Annotated in this window: 15 protein-coding genes and 1 pseudogene; 12 read left to right on the top strand and 4 right to left on the bottom strand. The window is 67.0% G+C overall.

Features of this window, described 5'->3' with window-relative positions:
* Positions 1-52 precede the first annotated feature (52 nt).
* Both A5698_RS15080 and A5698_RS15075 read left to right on the top strand, forming a co-directional pair.
* A complete protein-coding gene (locus tag A5698_RS15080) occupies positions 53-1,153 on the top strand; it encodes a DNA cytosine methyltransferase (protein ID WP_231967418.1) in 1,101 nt (366 codons plus the stop codon).
* Between the two features lie 136 nt (positions 1,154-1,289).
* Positions 1,290-2,159, top strand: a pseudogene (locus tag A5698_RS15075) (phytoene desaturase family protein); the annotation flags it as partial.
* Here A5698_RS15075 and A5698_RS29025 read toward each other — a convergent pair.
* The 3 genes from A5698_RS29025 to A5698_RS15060 all read right to left on the bottom strand — a co-directional run bounded on the left by A5698_RS29025 (position 2,147) and on the right by A5698_RS15060 (position 4,994).
* The gene (locus tag A5698_RS29025) at positions 2,147-2,584 is read right to left on the bottom strand and encodes a VldE C-terminal domain-containing protein (RefSeq protein ID WP_353651821.1); all 438 of its coding nucleotides are present in this window, start codon (positions 2,582-2,584) and stop codon (positions 2,147-2,149) included. The pseudogene A5698_RS15075 and the gene A5698_RS29025 sit on opposite strands and share 13 nt — an antisense overlap.
* A 487-nt stretch (positions 2,585-3,071) precedes the next feature.
* Positions 3,072-3,626, bottom strand: a complete 555-nt coding sequence (locus A5698_RS15065) for a class I SAM-dependent methyltransferase (RefSeq protein ID WP_068298309.1) — start codon at positions 3,624-3,626, stop codon at positions 3,072-3,074.
* Positions 3,627-3,653: 27 nt separating this feature from the next.
* On the bottom strand, positions 3,654-4,994 hold the full coding sequence (locus tag A5698_RS15060; RefSeq protein ID WP_068298306.1) for a serine/threonine-protein kinase: 1,341 nt from the start codon (positions 4,992-4,994) through the stop codon (positions 3,654-3,656).
* A gap of 192 nt (positions 4,995-5,186) precedes the next feature.
* Between A5698_RS15060 and A5698_RS15055 the strand changes: the two genes are divergently transcribed.
* The 3 genes from A5698_RS15055 (at position 5,187) to A5698_RS15045 (ending at position 7,754) form a co-directional block, all read left to right on the top strand.
* Positions 5,187-5,648 carry a DUF3592 domain-containing protein gene (locus A5698_RS15055; RefSeq protein ID WP_068298302.1) on the top strand — a complete coding sequence of 154 codons (462 nt, stop codon included), beginning with the start codon at positions 5,187-5,189 and terminating at the stop codon, positions 5,646-5,648.
* 187 nt (positions 5,649-5,835) lie between these two features.
* Positions 5,836-6,348, top strand: coding sequence for a peptidoglycan recognition protein family protein (locus A5698_RS15050; RefSeq protein ID WP_084792456.1), 513 nt, complete (start codon positions 5,836-5,838; stop codon positions 6,346-6,348).
* Positions 6,349-6,650: 302 nt separating this feature from the next.
* Positions 6,651-7,754: a hypothetical protein gene (locus A5698_RS15045; RefSeq protein ID WP_068298296.1), complete on the top strand. Its 1,104-nt coding sequence runs from the start codon at positions 6,651-6,653 to the stop codon at positions 7,752-7,754.
* A 6-nt stretch (positions 7,755-7,760) separates the two neighbouring features.
* On the opposite strand, the gene A5698_RS15040 is transcribed toward A5698_RS15045, so the two are convergent.
* On the bottom strand, positions 7,761-9,098 hold the full coding sequence (locus A5698_RS15040; RefSeq protein ID WP_068298294.1) for an adenylate/guanylate cyclase domain-containing protein: 1,338 nt from the start codon (positions 9,096-9,098) through the stop codon (positions 7,761-7,763).
* Positions 9,099-9,271: 173 nt separating this feature from the next.
* Between A5698_RS15040 and A5698_RS15035 the strand changes: the two genes are divergently transcribed.
* The 7 genes from A5698_RS15035 to A5698_RS15005 all read left to right on the top strand — a co-directional run bounded on the left by A5698_RS15035 (position 9,272) and on the right by A5698_RS15005 (position 16,670).
* Positions 9,272-11,572 carry an MMPL family transporter gene (locus tag A5698_RS15035; protein ID WP_068298291.1) on the top strand — a complete coding sequence of 767 codons (2,301 nt, stop codon included), beginning with the start codon at positions 9,272-9,274 and terminating at the stop codon, positions 11,570-11,572.
* Between the two features lie 5 nt (positions 11,573-11,577).
* Complete coding sequence (locus tag A5698_RS15030; RefSeq protein WP_068298334.1) at positions 11,578-12,639, top strand: type III polyketide synthase; 1,062 nt, start codon at positions 11,578-11,580, stop codon at positions 12,637-12,639.
* A 2-nt stretch (positions 12,640-12,641) separates the two neighbouring features.
* Positions 12,642-13,145, top strand: a complete 504-nt coding sequence (locus A5698_RS15025; RefSeq protein ID WP_068298288.1) for an isoprenylcysteine carboxyl methyltransferase family protein — start codon at positions 12,642-12,644, stop codon at positions 13,143-13,145.
* On the top strand, positions 13,142-14,158 hold the full coding sequence (locus tag A5698_RS15020; protein ID WP_068298285.1) for an NAD(P)/FAD-dependent oxidoreductase: 1,017 nt from the start codon (positions 13,142-13,144) through the stop codon (positions 14,156-14,158). The genes A5698_RS15025 and A5698_RS15020 overlap by 4 nt, the downstream gene beginning before the upstream one ends.
* Positions 14,159-14,335: 177 nt before the next feature.
* Positions 14,336-15,280, top strand: a complete 945-nt coding sequence (locus A5698_RS15015) for a metal-dependent hydrolase (RefSeq protein ID WP_068298283.1) — start codon at positions 14,336-14,338, stop codon at positions 15,278-15,280.
* Positions 15,277-15,465 (top strand): ferredoxin, encoded by a 189-nt coding sequence (locus tag A5698_RS15010; protein WP_068298280.1) that lies wholly within the window; start codon positions 15,277-15,279, stop codon positions 15,463-15,465. The genes A5698_RS15015 and A5698_RS15010 overlap by 4 nt, the downstream gene beginning before the upstream one ends.
* Positions 15,466-15,467: 2 nt before the next feature.
* Positions 15,468-16,670 carry an NAD(P)/FAD-dependent oxidoreductase gene (locus A5698_RS15005; protein ID WP_068298276.1) on the top strand — a complete coding sequence of 401 codons (1,203 nt, stop codon included), beginning with the start codon at positions 15,468-15,470 and terminating at the stop codon, positions 16,668-16,670.
* Positions 16,671-16,678: the final 8 nt, after the last annotated feature.

Below are 16,678 nucleotides of genomic sequence, written 5' to 3'. Positions count from 1 at the left end.
GCGGTCGGCGTGCCGATGGCGTCATGTCATGTGCCGTGAATAGCATGGTGCCGTGTCCAAAGCCCTGAGGATGATCGATCTGTTCGCGGGTTGCGGCGGGATGACCGAGGGCTTCAAGCGGCACGGATTCAAACCCGTCCTGTCGGTGGAGTGGAACCTGCACGCAGCCGCGACATACGCGTCCAACCACGGCAAAGCACACACCTTCTGGGGCAGTATCGACGACGCTCTGGAGCGCGAGATACCGAAAGCCGACGTCGTCATCGGTGGCCCCCCTTGTCAGGGGTTCTCGAACCTCGGAAGCAAGGACGTAAACGATCCACGCAACAAGCTGTGGAAGCGCTACTTGGAAGTGGTCGAGCGCGCGCAACCGGACGTCTTCGTCATCGAAAACGTATCCAGATTCCGACAGAGTTCCGAGTTTCAGTTGCTCGTCGACGAGGCCGCGACCGGCAGGATCGCCGACTACGAACTGACCCACGACGTCTTGGTCGCCGCAGACTTCGGCGTCGCTCAGAAGCGACCACGTGCGATCGTCATCGGATCGCGGATCGGAAAGATCGAACCGCCGAGGCCTACTCATTCCAGAGACCTTCAACTCGGAACCAAGCCGTGGGCAACTGTCCGCGACCGCATCTTCGGTCTCCCCGAACGTCCGATCACTACCGAGCTGCCGCAGACTCAGACGTCCTATTTCGGGCAAGTCGTGCCGGGTGAGTTCAAGTGGCTGGACTTGCACTTCGGCCGCACGCCGCGCGCATTCTCACTACAGCGATATGACTGTATTCCGCCCGGCGGGGGTCGGTTCGACCTACCTGACGAGCTTCGCTCAGAGTGCTGGCGGAACAAGCCATCGGGGACCACCGATGTGATGGGACGAATGCGTTGGGATGCACCGTCGCTCACGATTCGTACGGAATTCTTCAAGCCCGAGAAGGGCCGTTACCTCCATCCCCAGTGGGAGCTGGACAGGCCTAGCCGGCGCGTCAATCGAGTTATCACGCATCTCGAAGCGGCTCTGCTACAAGACTTTCCCGAGTCATATGCCTGGTGTGGGTCGAAGATCGAGATTGCGCGACAGATTGGGAACGCGGTACCCGTGGGGCTCGCGTCTGCCGTCGCGAAGCAAATCCGCTCGGCACTCAGGGGATAAACCGCCCTGGTTCCAAGCGCTCGCCGCCAACCTGACGTTGGCCTAACCCCCTGAGCCGAGGCGTAGCGTTGCGAGGACAACGCTCCGTACGTCCTCCGCGGACCTTCGGCAGTCCAACAGATCTGTCACGCGCTGTACCGAGCACCTGCGCGAGATGTTCGAAAGCCGCGGCGGCGAGGTCCGCTACCGCACCAAGGTCGAGCAGATCCTCGTCGACAACGGCAAGGTCAGCGGTGTGCGCTGCAAGGACGGCCACACCATCACCGCCCCTATCGTCGTCTCCAACCTCTCGCCCGACACCACCCTCACCGAACTCGTTGAGCCTGAGCATGTCTCGACGGAGCTTCGAGAACGACTCCAGGGACGTGACCACCGTGCCTCCTTCGTCCAGATGCACTTCGCCCTCGACGGGCTCCCCGAGTTCGCCCCGCCGTACGACCTGCTCAACGAGCCCGGTATGCAACCGTCCGTCGGCATCTTCGGCTCACCCGAAGAACAACAACGCCAATGGGAAAACGCCTGCCGCGGCGTCGTTCCCGACAACCCGTCGCTGGGCATCCAGATCCCGTCAGTGCACGACCCGAACATGGCCCCGCCCGGCAAGCACGCCGCCAGCGCCTACGCCTACGCGTTCCCCGTCGAATCTCCCCGCGACAAACACGGCCACCTGAAAAACGAGATGGCCCAACGCGTCATCGACAAGATCACCCGCTACGCGCCGAACTTCAAGGACATCCAGATCCGGCACATCACCTTCGCGCCGTACCACATGAACACGATGTTCGGCGCCCCCGCCGGAGACTTCTGCCACGGCCTGCTGCACCCAGACCTCATGGGTCCGAACCGGCCCGGCCCGAAGGGATTCTGCGATCTACCGATCGGCATCGACGGGCTCTACCTTGCCGGCGCCGGATGCCACGGCGGCCCCGGCATCACCTTCATCCCCGGATACAACGCCGGCTACCAGGTCCTCGACGACCTCGCCGGTAACGATCAGCGGAGGTAAACCTGGTCTTCTTTCGGGTATCCGCCGCCCGCCGTCGCGACGTGCACGTGGTCGTAATGGTTGGCGGTGTCTCCGCCGCGGTCCGACATCACCTTCTTCGAGCCGTCCGCACGGTAGAGCGTCTGCCGCCAGATGACGTGCTCGAGGCCGAAGCGTTGCGCATTCGCCAAGACGTACGCGACCACTTTGTCCCCGAGCTCCTTGCCCGCCGCCGAGCGGGGGTCCGGGATCATCACGTCGATGGCCAATCCATGCGGGTGCCATTTCAAGGAATCGGCACGAACGCCGCCGATGGTGAGGATCTCCGGAAACTGGGCACTCACTGCGCGCGCCGCCAAGACGGTATCGACCTGCAACCCGTTCTCCGGCGCCTTGCCGCGCGGCAACGTGGGCGGGGGAACTGGGACGGGCGGTCGCGCAGCCATCAGGTTCACTGCCGGTGACGGCGGCTGTGGCGCCGCGGCGACCTCGCAGCACCCTTTAGATTTACGGACCTGCGAATAGCTGTCTGCGCCGACGCCAAACAAAGCGACCGCCGTAACTACGCCCGCCACTACCGCCAAGCGCGAAGACCGCCGCATCTTGGCAAGTGAGTGTCTTCCCATCGCCGGCGGACGATACCCACCGCCCCTATGTGGTGACCAATCGCCCGTAGGCACTACAGCATCGCGGTAATCGCCCCGCTTGCCGGGTAAATTTGCACTTCAGACGCGATTTGCACGGCCGGGCCATAAGTCGCCAGCAAACAAGAGGGCGATTTGCTGCGTGGCGTACGTCATGAACGACGGGAGAATGTGACGCACGCCCAGCGGCCGTACCGGCGCGGCGATCGCACCCACATATTCACCGATCGTCAGCCATCTCAAACACGCGGCCAACTCGGGCGCCCGCGGAAGTTCTCCGACGGTATCGCTATTGCGCCGGCTTCCTCGCCACCAACCACGCTTCGCCGTCACCTTCGCCCGAGGCAATGACCTCGAGCTGAGCGAAGGCCATGGTCAACTCGCCCGGTTGCACGCGGAAGCGCCCGGGAGCAGCGCCGACCACGCTCAGCGCTGAGATCGCCAGCAGCCCACCAGGCACCAACCGGTCGACGATCGACCGGTCAAGCCGAGAATCGCGGAAGCGGTGACAGACCACGACGTCGACAGGCGCACCTGCCGGTAGACCATCGTCGAGATCGACGACATCGAACCGACACCGCTCCCCCACGTCTGCGCGGGCCGCCAGTTCCCGTGCCTGATCAATGGCCGCCGACGAGATATCGACACCCCAGACGTCCAGGCCTCGACGTGCGAGCCACACGCTGGCGATTCCCGGGCCGCACGCCAGATCGAGTGCCCTTCCCCGCGTAGGGAACTCGGCCTCATATGGAGCGAACACCGCAGGGATCTCGGCTGCGGAGACACCGGGGCTTACGCGGGTTCGGTAGCGCTCGTCCCAGCGGATGCGATCCTGCTCGCTCACGAACCAGCGCCTTTCGAAGAGCGCGGACTACGCCGGCCCCTCGAGGTTGCCCTTGCGGACATCCTCGCGACACTGCGCCCGCGTCTGACCCGTCTGGCTGACGCAGACCTGCACCTGCTCCTCGATACCGGCGGGGAACACCTCCTCGGTCGGATGCGGCGTAGCCGTCGGACTCGGCACCGGGCCCTTGTAGATCGACCAGACCTCATCGCCCGTCGCCGGCAGGCGCGAGCAGAACGCCTCCTGCCCGTTCGTCGTCACTCCCGCCGCACCGAGAGTCGCGCAGTCGGCGCCGATCAGGACGACCGGCACATCCGGCTTCGCTTCGGCCTTCTCGGTCGACTCGTCCCACTTCGCCACCCCCAGGCCGACCGCGATCGCGACCCCGATCAGCACCGCGACGGCTCCCGCCGCCAACAACACCCGGCGTGGTCGCCGCGGCGTCGGCGCGGCTTTCGCGTGCTTGCTCTTCTTTCTCGCCGCCACAGCCGGTGCCGTCGGATCGGTGGCGCCCAATTCCCGTGCCACCGTTGACAATCCCTCGGCCATCGCCTCGGCGAACTCGGTGCAGGTGTCATAGCGGTCGGCCGGTGACTTCGACAACGCCCGCTCGAATGCGGGGCCCAACCCCGACAACTCCGGGATGCGCTCACCGATCGCCGGCGGTTGCGCGGTGAGGTGGTTACTGATCACCACGGCGGGATTGTCGTGCTGGAACAGCTGCTGGCCAGTGAGCAGGTGAAATGCCGTCGCCGCCAGCGCATATTGGTCGGCTCCACCATCGAGCGCCTGTCCCATCAGCTGTTCGGGCGCCGCGTACGCCACCGTGCCGACGGTCATGTCGGTAGCGGTCAGACCGGACGAGTCCTGCACCCAGCGCGCAATACCGAAGTCAGCCAACAAGGCTCGGCTGTACTTCTGGCCATCCTGCGCCAGCAGGATGTTCGACGGCTTCACATCACGGTGCAGCAGCTCCCGCTGGTGCGCGTAATCCAGCGCGTCGGCAACACCCGACACGATCCGCACCACATCGTCCGGCGGCAGGCCGGCGCCCTTGCGCTCACGCAACACCTGGCCGGCATCGGTGCCCTCGACGTAATCCATCGTGATCCACAGCTGCCCGTCGAACTCGCCGCGATCGTGCAGACCGACGATGTTCGGATGCCACAGGCGCGCCACCATGTCCGCCTCGCGGTTGAACCGCTCGCGGTACTCGCGGTCGACAGTGAACTCAACCGGCAGGATCTTGAGTGCCTCGTAGCGCGGCAGCCGCGGATGCTGCACGAGGTAGACCTCGCCCATGCCACCCTTACCCAGCGGTCGCACCACCGTGTAGCCGGCGAAGGTGTCCCCTTCTTCTAACGCCACGGCTTCCCACCCCACACGATGCCGGTCTCGCCCCTACCCGCCATGGCAAGACTCTCGCACGTCGCCGGAAGACCTGCCGTTTCGGGTTCACACTCCACAGTTCTCCCCCACGCCGAACCGGACCCGCCGAGGGTCGCCGCGACCTCGGCTGAACCGACAGCCCGGCGTCGATCAGCGCGTTAGGCTCCGGCCGTGGCCAACTACGTCACAGAGATCGGCCTCTTGATCATCGGGATCTTCCTGCTGTTCCGCGGGCTGCCCGGCGTTCTGCAGTTGCTCGGTGCGCTCGGCTGGCAGCGCGTCCCGGGGAACATGCTCGGCTCCGGCGTCGCGGGCTATCAGACGCAAGCCGGCGGTGGGCACATGGGCGCCAACGTTGCGCGCTCCGTCGTCGGCTACCAATACCAAGTCGGCGGGCAGACCTTCGTCGGCCAGCGCGCAGGCTTCGGCACACCCCTCGGCTTCGGCATGGGCCTCGGCGGCATCGCCTCCGCGCAAGCCTCCCGGTATGCGCCCGGCCAGACCGTCGACGTCTGGGTCGACCCCAACAATCCGATGAACTCGGTACTGCGCCGCAGCGCTCCTTCGTCCCTGGTGATGACGGCGCTCGGCGTCGCCGTGCTGATCGCCGCGGCAATCTCGCTGATGGGCTGACGTGGTAGACGACCGCTTCGCGCTCAGCCGTCGGCGGCTCCTGCAGCTCGCCGGCTTGGGGGCTGTCGCCAGCGGCTTGCCCCTGGACGTCGCGCAGGCGGCCCCGCCCTCCCCGAGCGTCCTGTGTCGCAGCGCTTGGGGCGCCAAGCCGCCGCGTCCAGGCGGCACGCCCCACACCCCTGTCCGTATGACGATCCACCACACGGCGGTCACCCTCGGCGACAACTCCAACGCGCCGGCGCGCCTGCGCCAGCATCAGCACTATCACCAAGACACCCACGGCTGGATCGACATCGCCTATCACCTCAGCGTCGATCGCAACGGCAACATCTACGAGCTGCGCACGCCTGAGCTCGTCGGCGACACCGCCACCAACTACGACCCGACCGGCCACTTCCTCGTCGTCTGCGAAGGCAACTTCGACGAAGAGGCCGTCACCGAGGAACAGCTCAACGGTGCTGCGCTCGCATTCGCCTGGGCCGCACAGCGTTTCGACATCCCAACCGACACCCTCGCCGGGCACCGCGACGCCAGCCACGACACCTCATGTCCGGGCGCCGACCTCTACGCCCACGTCGTCGACGACGACCTCAAGAACCGCGTCGACGGCATCCTTACCGCGGGTACCGTCGACCTTCGCACCATATGCGGGCCCGAGGCATCACAAGCCGTCGAGGAGATCGAAGCGGGCATCCGCTGAACCGCGTTTCGCCTGTGACGCATGAGGCCTAAAGGCGCTCGCCGTCGGTCAGATGCTCGGATGACCCCGATCCCAGCAAACGAGACCATAGGGAAACCCCGGATTCCTCTACACAGGCATCTGCGTAGCGTCTACACCAGATGAACCCCAGAAGGGGCTGAAAGTAGACAAATTCAAGATCATGCATAGTGAGCCACCCAATGGTTCACACCCGCAAAGCGCAGGCGCCGCCTATCCCAGCAACCTTATGCGGGACGGGCTCACGGCAATGCCATTCGGCTCTCCGCTAGAAGGACACCACCATGGATTATCGCCACCCGTACTATGACCAGCAGCAGCCGGCCGTCCCATGGCCTGAGGACTACGCCGATCCAGAACCCAAGCAGGGCAGACGAAATCACGTCATCACCGCGTCGCTCTCCGGGGGCATCGCGGTGCTAGTCCTGGCGGTCGGCGTTCTGCTGGGCCTCCAGCTGAAAGGCTCCGACTCCGACGACAAGGCTCCGCCGAGCCCGGCACCGACCGTCGTCGCAAGTGCTCCGAACGCCCCTGCGCCCACGGTGCCGCGAGAACCGGTCGGCCGTTCCAGTCGACCGCCGACAGATCCCGCGCGCTTGGACCGGTCGACATACCAATCGCTGACCGCGCGCGAGTTCGCCCTCATGGCCAAGGATCCCGACGCCTGGGCAGGCCGAAAGATCGTCGTCTACGGCGTGATCACGCAGTTCGATCCGGCGACGGGCGCCACGACCTTCCGCGCCGATACCGGGCCCGCGCCGGTGACGAACGTCTACGACTATGACCAGAACACCCTCATCACCGCTCGCGAAGCGGACATGGTCGCCAACTTCGTCGAGAAGGACCGGGTGACGATGTACGTCGAGGTGCAAGGGGCGATGACCTACGAGGCTCGGCTCGGATCGACGACGGTCCCGTCACTCATGGCCAACATCATCGAGAGCTCCAGCCGCCCCGCACCACGACCGGCCCCCGCGACGTACCCCGCCACCGTGCCTGATGTCGACACCGCAAGCGGTGATCAACTGCGCTCGATCGCCGCGAGCGACAAGCCGATGGTGCTGGCAACCATCGTTGACACCTGGGTACCGCAATTGAGTTCCAAGCGGCTCGGATTGGTCGCTGAAGGACGCACGTGGACCCACGCGGCGATCTTGGCCGAGCACCAGCGGCTCCGGCAGACGTACCCCGGTGCCCGGCTGCTGTGGTCAGGGGACTGGTCGACGTTCTCGGAGTCCAATTTCTGGGTGACGATCGCGGGGCCCACGTTCCCCACCGCCGACGGCGCCTTGGCGTGGTGCAGAAGCGCCGGGTTCGACCGCGACCACTGCTTCGCGAAATTGGTCAGTACCACTCACGATGTCGAGGGCAGCACCGACTACAACTGAGCCCCCTCAGGCGTCGCGGACCGCCAGGACCGGCCACCGGTCGGGCACGCCCTTGAGTTGGTGGGCGCCCCTGTCGTCGAACACGATCCGCGATCCGAGCACCAACGGCGGGATCGCTCCGGACACCAGCACCTCCCCCGGCCCCGCGAGCCCCATGATCCGGGCCGCGATGTGCACCGCGATGCCGTGCACGTCGCCGTCGGCCATCTCGACCTCACCGGTGTGCAGGCCGGCGCGAATCGTGAGCCCTAGATCGTCCAGCGCGTCGCGGATCGCGCACGAACAGTGGATCGCCCGGGCCGGGCCGTCGAAAGTCGCCAGCGCACCGTCACCGGTGAACTTCACGACCGAACCTCGCGCACCGGCCACGTGACGCTCCACGACCCGGTCATGTGCGGCGAGCGCGGTCGACCACGCCTCGTCGCCCAACCGCGCCGCGCGTTCGGTCGACCCGACGATGTCGGTGAACAACACTGTCGACAGCACGCGGTTTGTCGGGACGGTGCCGCGGCCACCGGTGAGAAACGACTCGATCTCGTCGACGACGACGTCCGCGTCTCCCGCGAACCAGACGTGATCGTCACCGTCGAACTCCACCAACCGGGCATGCGGAATTCGGTCGGCGACGTACTGCGCATGCCCGTCTCGCACGTGGCGGTCGCCGCGGCGGTGCATCACCAGCGTCGGCGCCTGAATGCTCTCCAGCACCGGCCGAACGTCGGTGCGCACGAATAGATCGAAGATGTCCGCGAAGTAGCCCGGGCCGCCGGCCAGCCGCTCACCTCGCGCCATCCACCGACGCTTCGCCGGATCCGATTCCCAACTCGGCGTCAGGTGGACAGCGTTAGCTCGCCCCACGCTTTCCTCGCACCACCGGACGTACTCGGTCAGCGTCGGCTCGGGCATCCCGAACGGCTGGTCGGGCGTGCGGGCGAAGTTCGCGAACGGACTCCACAGCACCAGCGACTTCACACGATGCGGATGGCTGGCCGCCAGCAGCATGACCGGCAACGCCGACTCGGACATCGCGAAGATCGAAACACGTTCGCTACCAACGGTATCCAGAACTGCCAGCAAACCGTCGACCCACGACTGCATCGCCGGCCGATCGCAGATCGGCACCGCATCCGAGCTGCCGACGCCGAGTAGGTCGGTCAGGATCAGCCGACTGAACGACGACAGCCTGCGAAAGTGACCGGCGACAGTCGGCTCGTCCCACAGCAGATCTATCGGGAACGTGGCGGTGGGAACCCACAGAAGATCCGGCCCGCCGTCACCGACCACCTGATAGGCGAGGTGAACATCGCGGTCCCGGGCATAGACGGTTTCGGGGCTGGCCGCCATTCTCCGAGCATGCCACCGCCGAACGCAGGACGGACTCGTTCGCGTGATGGTCGCCGGGCACACCCCAGCACCGTCACAGGTTTGTCTAGGCCCAGAAGTGAACCCTAAGGCCTACGGCGACGTAAATTGATTGACAGGCTCATTACCGCCCTCACGGGGATCGGAGGACCGCCCTGCTGTACCGGATCGCCCGACTGGCCCTTCGCACGCCACGCACCGTCATCGCGGTCGCGGCGCTGATGACCGTCGTGCTCGGTGTCCTCGGCGTCCCAGTCGCCAACAAGCTGTCGCCCAGCGGGTTCCAAGACCCGAACTCCGACTCGTCTCGAGCCACCCAGCTGCTGACCGGCAAATTCCGTCAGGGCGACGTGCAGTTGCTCATCACCGTCTCGTCACCCGACGGCGTCGACAGCCCCGCCGCCAGGGCCGCGGGCGTCGACATCGTCGACAACTTGAAACGCTCCCCACACGTCGCGGACGTCACCTCGCCGTGGACCGTCCCGCCCTCGGCCGCCGCCGATCTCATCAGCAAGGACCGCAGCTCGGGTTTGATCGTCGCGGGCATCATCGGCGACGAGGCCGCCCAACAGCGGCACGCCGAAGACCTCACCAAGGACCTCGACCGCGACGGCGTCACCGTCCGCGCAGGCGGCGTCGCGATGGTCAACTTGCAGCTCACCGCCCAATCCCAGCGCGACCTGGTGACGATGGAATCACTGGCGATCCCGCTGAGCTTCCTCGTTCTGATGTGGGTGTTCGGTGGCCTGCTGGCCGCTGCGCTGCCGGTCGCCGTAGGCATCATGTCGATATTCGGCGCGCTCGCCGTGCTGCGCATCATTTCCATGGGCACCGACGTGTCGATCTTCGCGCTGAACCTCACCAGCGCGATGGGCCTCGCCCTGGCGATCGACTACACGCTGCTGATGATCAGCCGCTACCGCGACGAGCTGGCCGAGGGCGCCTCATTCGACGTCGCGCTCGTCCGCATGATGACCACCGCCGGCCGCACCGTCGTGTTCTCCGCGACGACCGTCGCGCTGTCGATGGCCGTCCTCGTGTTGTTCCCCATGCACTTCCTCAAGTCATTCGCCTACGCCGGCGTGGCCACGGTGGCGTTCTGCGCGGCCGCCGCCCTGGTGGTCACCCCCGCCGCGCTCGTGTTGCTCGGCCCTCGCATCGACGCGCTCGACGTCCGCCGCCTGGCCCGCCGCCTGCTCGGCCGGCCGGAACCCGAGCCGCGACCGGTCGAGCGTCGATTCTGGTACCAGTGCGCCACATTCGTCATGCGCCGGGCCGTTCCACTCGGGCTGGCCGGCGTCATATTCCTCGTGGTGCTCGGCCTGCCGTTCTTCGGCGTGCGCCCGGGCCTGCCCGACGACCGCGTGCTCCCCTCAAGCGCCTCCGCACACCAGGTCGGCGACCAGCTGCGCGAGGACTTCGCCACCAACACCGACACCGCCGTGACCATCGTGCTGCCCGATGCAGAGGGCATCACCCCCGACGAGTTCAGCGCCTACGCCACCGCGCTGTCCGAAGCGCCCGACGTCTCAGCGGTCTCCGCGCCCACCGGAACCTTCGTCGGCGGCCGTCTCGCCGGCCCACCCTCGGCGCCCACCGGCCAGGCCGACGGCAGCGCCTTCCTCACCGTCGACAGCACCGCCCCCCTGTTCTCCGACGCCTCCGAAACCCAACTCGATCGCCTCGACGCAGTACCGGCACCCGGTGACCGCGAGGCCCTGCTGACCGGAACCGCCGCCTCCAACAGCGACAGCGTCGACGCCATCACCGCACGGCTCCCGCTCGTCCTGAGCCTCATCGCCGTCATCATGCTGGCGCTGCTCTTCCTGTTGACCGGCAGCGTCGTCGTACCACTGAAAGCGCTTGTGCTGAACATCCTTTCGCTCACGGCCGCCTTCGGCGCGATGGTGTGGATCTTCCAGGACGGCCACCTCGGCGCGCTCGGTACCACGACGAGCGGCACGTTGGTGGCCAACGTGCCGGTGTTGCTCTTCTGCATCGCGTTCGGCCTGTCGATGGACTACGAGGTCTTCCTCGTTTCGCGGATCCGCGAGTACTGGCTGCACTCGGACATGACGCGAGCCAACGGTGCCGTCCTCACCCCCCGCGTCCGCAACGACGAGAGCGTCGCGCTCGGCATCGCCCACACCGGACGGGTCATCACCGCCGCCGCGCTCATCATGTCGATCTCGTTCGCAGCACTGATCGCGGCCAACGTGTCGGTGCTGAAGCTCTTCGGCCTCGGGTTGGCGCTGGCCGTCCTGGTCGACGCGACACTGGTGCGGATGGTGCTGGTGCCCGCCTTCATGCACCTGATGGGCGGATGGAACTGGTGGGCGCCCCGCTGGCTGGCCGCAGTACACCGCCGCCTCGGACTGAGCGAGAGTGCGGAAACCCACGCTGCCGACCCCGCGTCATTGAACCAACGAGCCCCCGCATCCGTGCCTAGAGAGTGAGCACCATGAGCGTCATCGCAGGGGTGCACGGCGCGCTGCCGCCGCACCGATACAGCCAGCAAGAGATCACCGACCGGTTCGTGCAGGTCCCGACCTTCGCAAAGTACGAAGCCATCGTGCGTGAACTGCACGCGAGCGCCAAGGTCGACGGCCGCCATCTCATCATGCCGATGGACGACTACCTGGCACTGGGCGACTTCGGCGAAACCAACGACGTATGGCTCGAGCACGCCATGAACCTCGGATGCGAGGCACTCTCGGGCGCACTCGACGACGCGGGGTTGCAGCCCGAAGACGTGGATCTGATCATGACCGCGACCGCGACAGGAGTGGCCGTTCCGTCGCTGGACGCGCGCATCGCCGGACGGCTCGGCCTGCGGCCCGACGTGCGGAGGATCCCGATCTTCGGTTTGGGTTGCGTGGCCGGCGCAGCCGGGGTGTCGCGCCTGCACGACTACCTGATCGGCCACCCCGACGACGTCGCCGCGCTCGTCTCGGTCGACCTGGCTTCGCTGATGTTTCCGGCGGCGCCGCCGACCATGCCCACCCTCGTCGGCAGCGCGCTGTTCGCCGACGGCGCGGCCGCGGTCGTCTCGGTGGGTTCGGCTCGTGCGGAAGCGATTGGCGCCCTCGGCCCGGATGTGGTCGCGACACGCAGCCGGCTCTACCCCGACTCGCTGGACACGATGGGCTGGGACGTCCGCGCAGAAGGGTTCCAGCTCGTGCTCTCTGTCGGGCTACCCGACCTGATCGAGCGTTACTTCGGCGACGACGTCACCGGCTTCCTCGCCGACCATGACCTGACCGTCGACGACATCGGCTCGTGGCTCTCACACCCCGGCGGACCGCGGGTGCTCGAATCGATGGCCGCCGCACTGAACCTCGACGACGCCGCACTCGAACTGTCGTGGCGATCGCTCGCCGAGATCGGCAACGTCTCGTCGTCGTCGGTGCTGCACATCTTGCGCGATGCGCGCGCCAAGCCGCCGCCCGCCGGCACACCGGGGGTGATGATGGCGATGGGTCCCGGCTTCTGCGCGGAGCTGTTGCTGCTGCGCTGGCACTGACGATGGTCTGGTACGGGCTGCTGATCGCCGCGGTGGCCGCCGAGCGTATCGCTGAACTCGTTGTGTCGCAGCGTAACCTGTCGTGGAGTCGAGAACACGGCGGCGTGGAGTCCGGCGAGTCTCACTATCCGCTGATGGTGGCCCTGCACACCGGGCTGCTTGCGGGCTGCCTGGTGGAAGCCCCGTTCCGACCGTTCGTACCCGCGCTGGGGTGGCCGATGTTCGCGTTGGTGCTCGCCGCCCAGGCGCTGCGATGGTGGTGCATCGCCACGCTCGGCCGGCAGTGGAACACTCGCGTCGTCGTCATCCCGGACGCGGCCAGGGTCACTCGGGGGCCGTATCGCCTTGTCCCGCATCCGAATTACGTTGCGGTCGCCATCGAGGGGTTGGCGCTACCGCTCGTGCACACCGCCTGGCTCACCGCCGCGGTCTTCACCGTGCTCAACACGGCGCTGCTGCGGAGGCGCATCCGGGTCGAGAATGCGGCGCTGGCCGCCCTTCGATGATCGACCTGTTGGTGGCGGGTGGCGGACCGGCGGGTCTAGCCACCGCCATCCACGGCGCTCGCGCCGGTCTCGAGGTCGTGCTGGTCGAGCGGCGGGCCGCACCGGTCGACAAGGCATGCGGTGAGGGGCTGATGCCACACACGTTGTGTCAGCTACAGGGGCTGGGTGTCGATCCGGCGGGGCGAGCGTTCTCGGGCATCACGTACATCGACGGGCGACGCAGCGTCACCGGCCGCTTCGACAGCGGGCCGGGGCGCGGAGTCCGCAGGACGGTGTTACACGAGGCGTTGTGGGAAGCGGCGTCCAAAGCCGGGGTCCGCATCGAGAACGGAGCCGCCGGAGCGGTGCAGCAGGATGCAGACTCGGTTCGCTGCAACGGCTTCCGAGCCCGCTATCTGGCCGCCGCGGACGGTCTGCACTCGCCGATCCGCACCTCGCTCGGGCTGGCCGTCCCGGCGTCCGAACCGCGGCGATGGGGCATCCGTCGGCACTACGCGGTGGCTCCGTGGAGTGAATGCGTCGAGGTGTATTGGTCCGACGACGGCGAAGCCTACGTCACCCCCGTCGCCGAAAACTGTGTCGGCGTCGCGGTCCTCACTGCGCGACGAGGCGGGTTCGAGCACCATCTGGAATCGTTTCCAGCGCTCCGCGAACACGTCGCGGAGCGCGCTCACGCTCCCGAACTGGCGGCCGGACCGTTGCGGCAGCGGGTGCGGCGGCGGGTCGCCGGGCGAGTGCTCCTGGTCGGTGACGCTGCCGGCTACGTCGATGCACTGACCGGCGAGGGCCTGGGCATTGCGTTCGGCGCCGCCGAGTTGCTGGTGGACAGCATCGTCAAGGAGCAACCCGCCGACTACGACCGGCGCTGGCGCCGGATGTCGCGTCGCTACCGAATGCTCACCGCGGGACTGGTGCATGCCACGGCGTTTCCATCGGTTCGCTCGCGGTTGGTGTCGGCAGCGGCGTCGGCTCCCAGTGTGTTCACCCGCGCAGTGAACCTGCTCGCCGAATGACCACCAGTCCGCAGCCGATTCACAGCGAACCGCCACCGCTGAGGTGAGTACGGCAGGGTCGGGCGGGGTACGCGACCTCACGGACGGTCGCTCACCGCGCATCGCTACCGGTGTTCGACCGGACCTTCAACGAAGAAGGAACCGACGGCCCGCCGTCGGTCGGCGGAAGAGGTACCGATGCCCGAAGTCGCGCAACACCATGACGGATATCCGAAGTACCGCCGGATGGTCCGCTTCGACTGGTCGGAGACGCCGATGCACTGGGTCCCCGACGATCCGTTCTCCACGCACATGATGAACGTCCTGCACCTACTCCTGCCCGAGGGTGAACGGCACTTCATCAAGGCGGTGCTGGAGGCGTCGTCTCTGGTCGACGATCCCGAACTCGAGGCGTCGATCAAACCATTCATCCAGCAGGAGTCCTGGCACGCTTGGGCGCACCAGGTGGTGTTGGACCACCTGGCCGAACAGGGCATCGACACCAAGCCCTACACCGACCGACTCGGCAGGACCTTGTCGATGACGTTGGGCGACCCGCCGACGTTCTTCCCGCCGCCGCTGAAGCGGTGGTGGCTCTACCGGCGGCTGGCCGATGTGGCCGCGCTGGAACACTTCACCGCGGTCCTGGGCCAGTGGGTACTGCAGAACCGCGGACTGGACTACGCGGGCACCGATCCCGTCATGCTCGACCTGCTCCGCTGGCACGGCGCCGAGGAAGTCGAGCACCGCTCACTGGTCTTCGACGTCTACCAGCACGTCTGCGGCAACTACTTCATTCGGGCGTTCTCGATGCTGATGACCGCGCCGCTGTTCGTCGGCTGGTGGATCGCCGGGGCGCGCTACCTGATGGCCAACGATCCGACCATCGACCAGAAGTGGCGATTCCGCGACTGGATGCGCGCCGCGCGCGAATACAAGCTGCCGGGCCCGTGGAACTTCCTCGTGACGGTGCCCCTGCGATACATGCGGCCCAGCCACCACCCGAGCCACGAGGCCAACACACAGATGGCCACCGACTACTTGGAGCACTCACCAGCGGCGCGAGCCGCACGCGAACGTGCGGGGTCGCCGAGCCGGCAGGCCACCACCGCGACGGAGAGGGAAGGGGCTGGAGTGCGATGAAGGTCATCGTCGATCTGGACACCTGCGACGGCAACGGCGTGTGCATGAGCATCTGCCGCGAAGTGTTCGACGTGCGCGAGGACGGTCTGCACGTGCTTCAAGACGCGCCCGGCGAGGAGCTCCGTCAGCAGTTGAAGGGCGCGGAGGTCTCCTGCCCCACCCGCGCGATCCTGGTGAAGGACTGACCATGGCGACGGGACTGCGAGACGTGGTCGTCGTCGGCGCCGGTGTTGCCGGTGTGCGAGCGGCGGAGACGCTGCGGCAGAAGGGCTTTGACGGCGCACTGACGATCGTCGGCGACGAGCGTCAACCGCCATACCACCGGCCACCGCTGTCGAAGAAACTGTTGTCCGGCGAGATCCATCGGGCGGGCATCGACATGGCGCCGCAGTTCGACCTCGACGCCCGGGTGCTGCGGGGGGCCTCGGCGGTCGGGCTGGACGACAAGTCGTGCACCGTCCATGTTCAAGACGAGGATCGCGAGCTGTCGCTGCGGTACGACGGGCTGGTGATCGCCAGCGGCGCCGTTCCTCGCGAGTGGCCGGGCGGTCCGGTGCCGGACGGCGTGATGATGCTGCGGACGGTCGACGACTGCCTCGCCATCCGGGAACGGCTCGCTTCTCGTCCTCGTGTCGCGGTGGTCGGCGGCGGCTTCATCGGGGTCGAGGTGGCGGCCACCTGCCGCGCGCTCGACTTGGATGTGACGCTGATTCAACGCGGTTCGAACCCGCTGTTGTCCGCACTCGGCGAAGAGCTGGCGCCGCACTGGGCCGAGCTGCACCGGCGCCACGGTGTCGACCTGCGACTCGGAGTCGGCGTCGAGAAATTCGTGGGCAGGCGCAAGGTGAAGGCCCTTCGGTTGACCGACGGTTCCCGGGTCAAGGCCGACCTCGTCGTCATCGGCCTGGGCGTCACGCCCGCGACCGACTGGCTCGAGGGCTCCGGAGTGCGCATCGACGACGGCGTGCTCTGCGACGCAACGGGCACCGCCGAGGGGGTTCGCGGCGTCGTGGCCGCCGGTGACGTGGCGCGGTGGTGGCATCCGCGCTACGAACGCCATCTGCGGATCGAACACTGGGACGTCGCCAACCGCCAGGGCGAGGCGGCGGCGCAGACGCTGCTGGCCGGTCCGCAGCACGCCGAGAGCTATGACGCGATTCCCTACTTCTGGTCGGACCAGTACGACGTGAAACTCCAGATGCTGGGTTTGCCAGCCGATCACGATGCGGTCGATATCATCGAGGGCGACCTCGACCAGTGGGAGTTCGTCGCGGCGTACGGGCGCGGCGGGCGTACCGTCGCGGTGCTCAGCACGATCCCCGGACGCGTACACGCCTACCGCGGCGCCCTCGAGGACGATGCGGCGTTTCCGCCCACGCCCGCGGCATAGCACCGGGC

This window comes from Mycobacterium sp. E136, assembly GCF_001666865.1.
GTDB lineage: Bacteria > Actinomycetota > Actinomycetes > Mycobacteriales > Mycobacteriaceae > Mycobacterium.
This window is presented reverse-complemented; position numbering and strand designations above follow the sequence as displayed.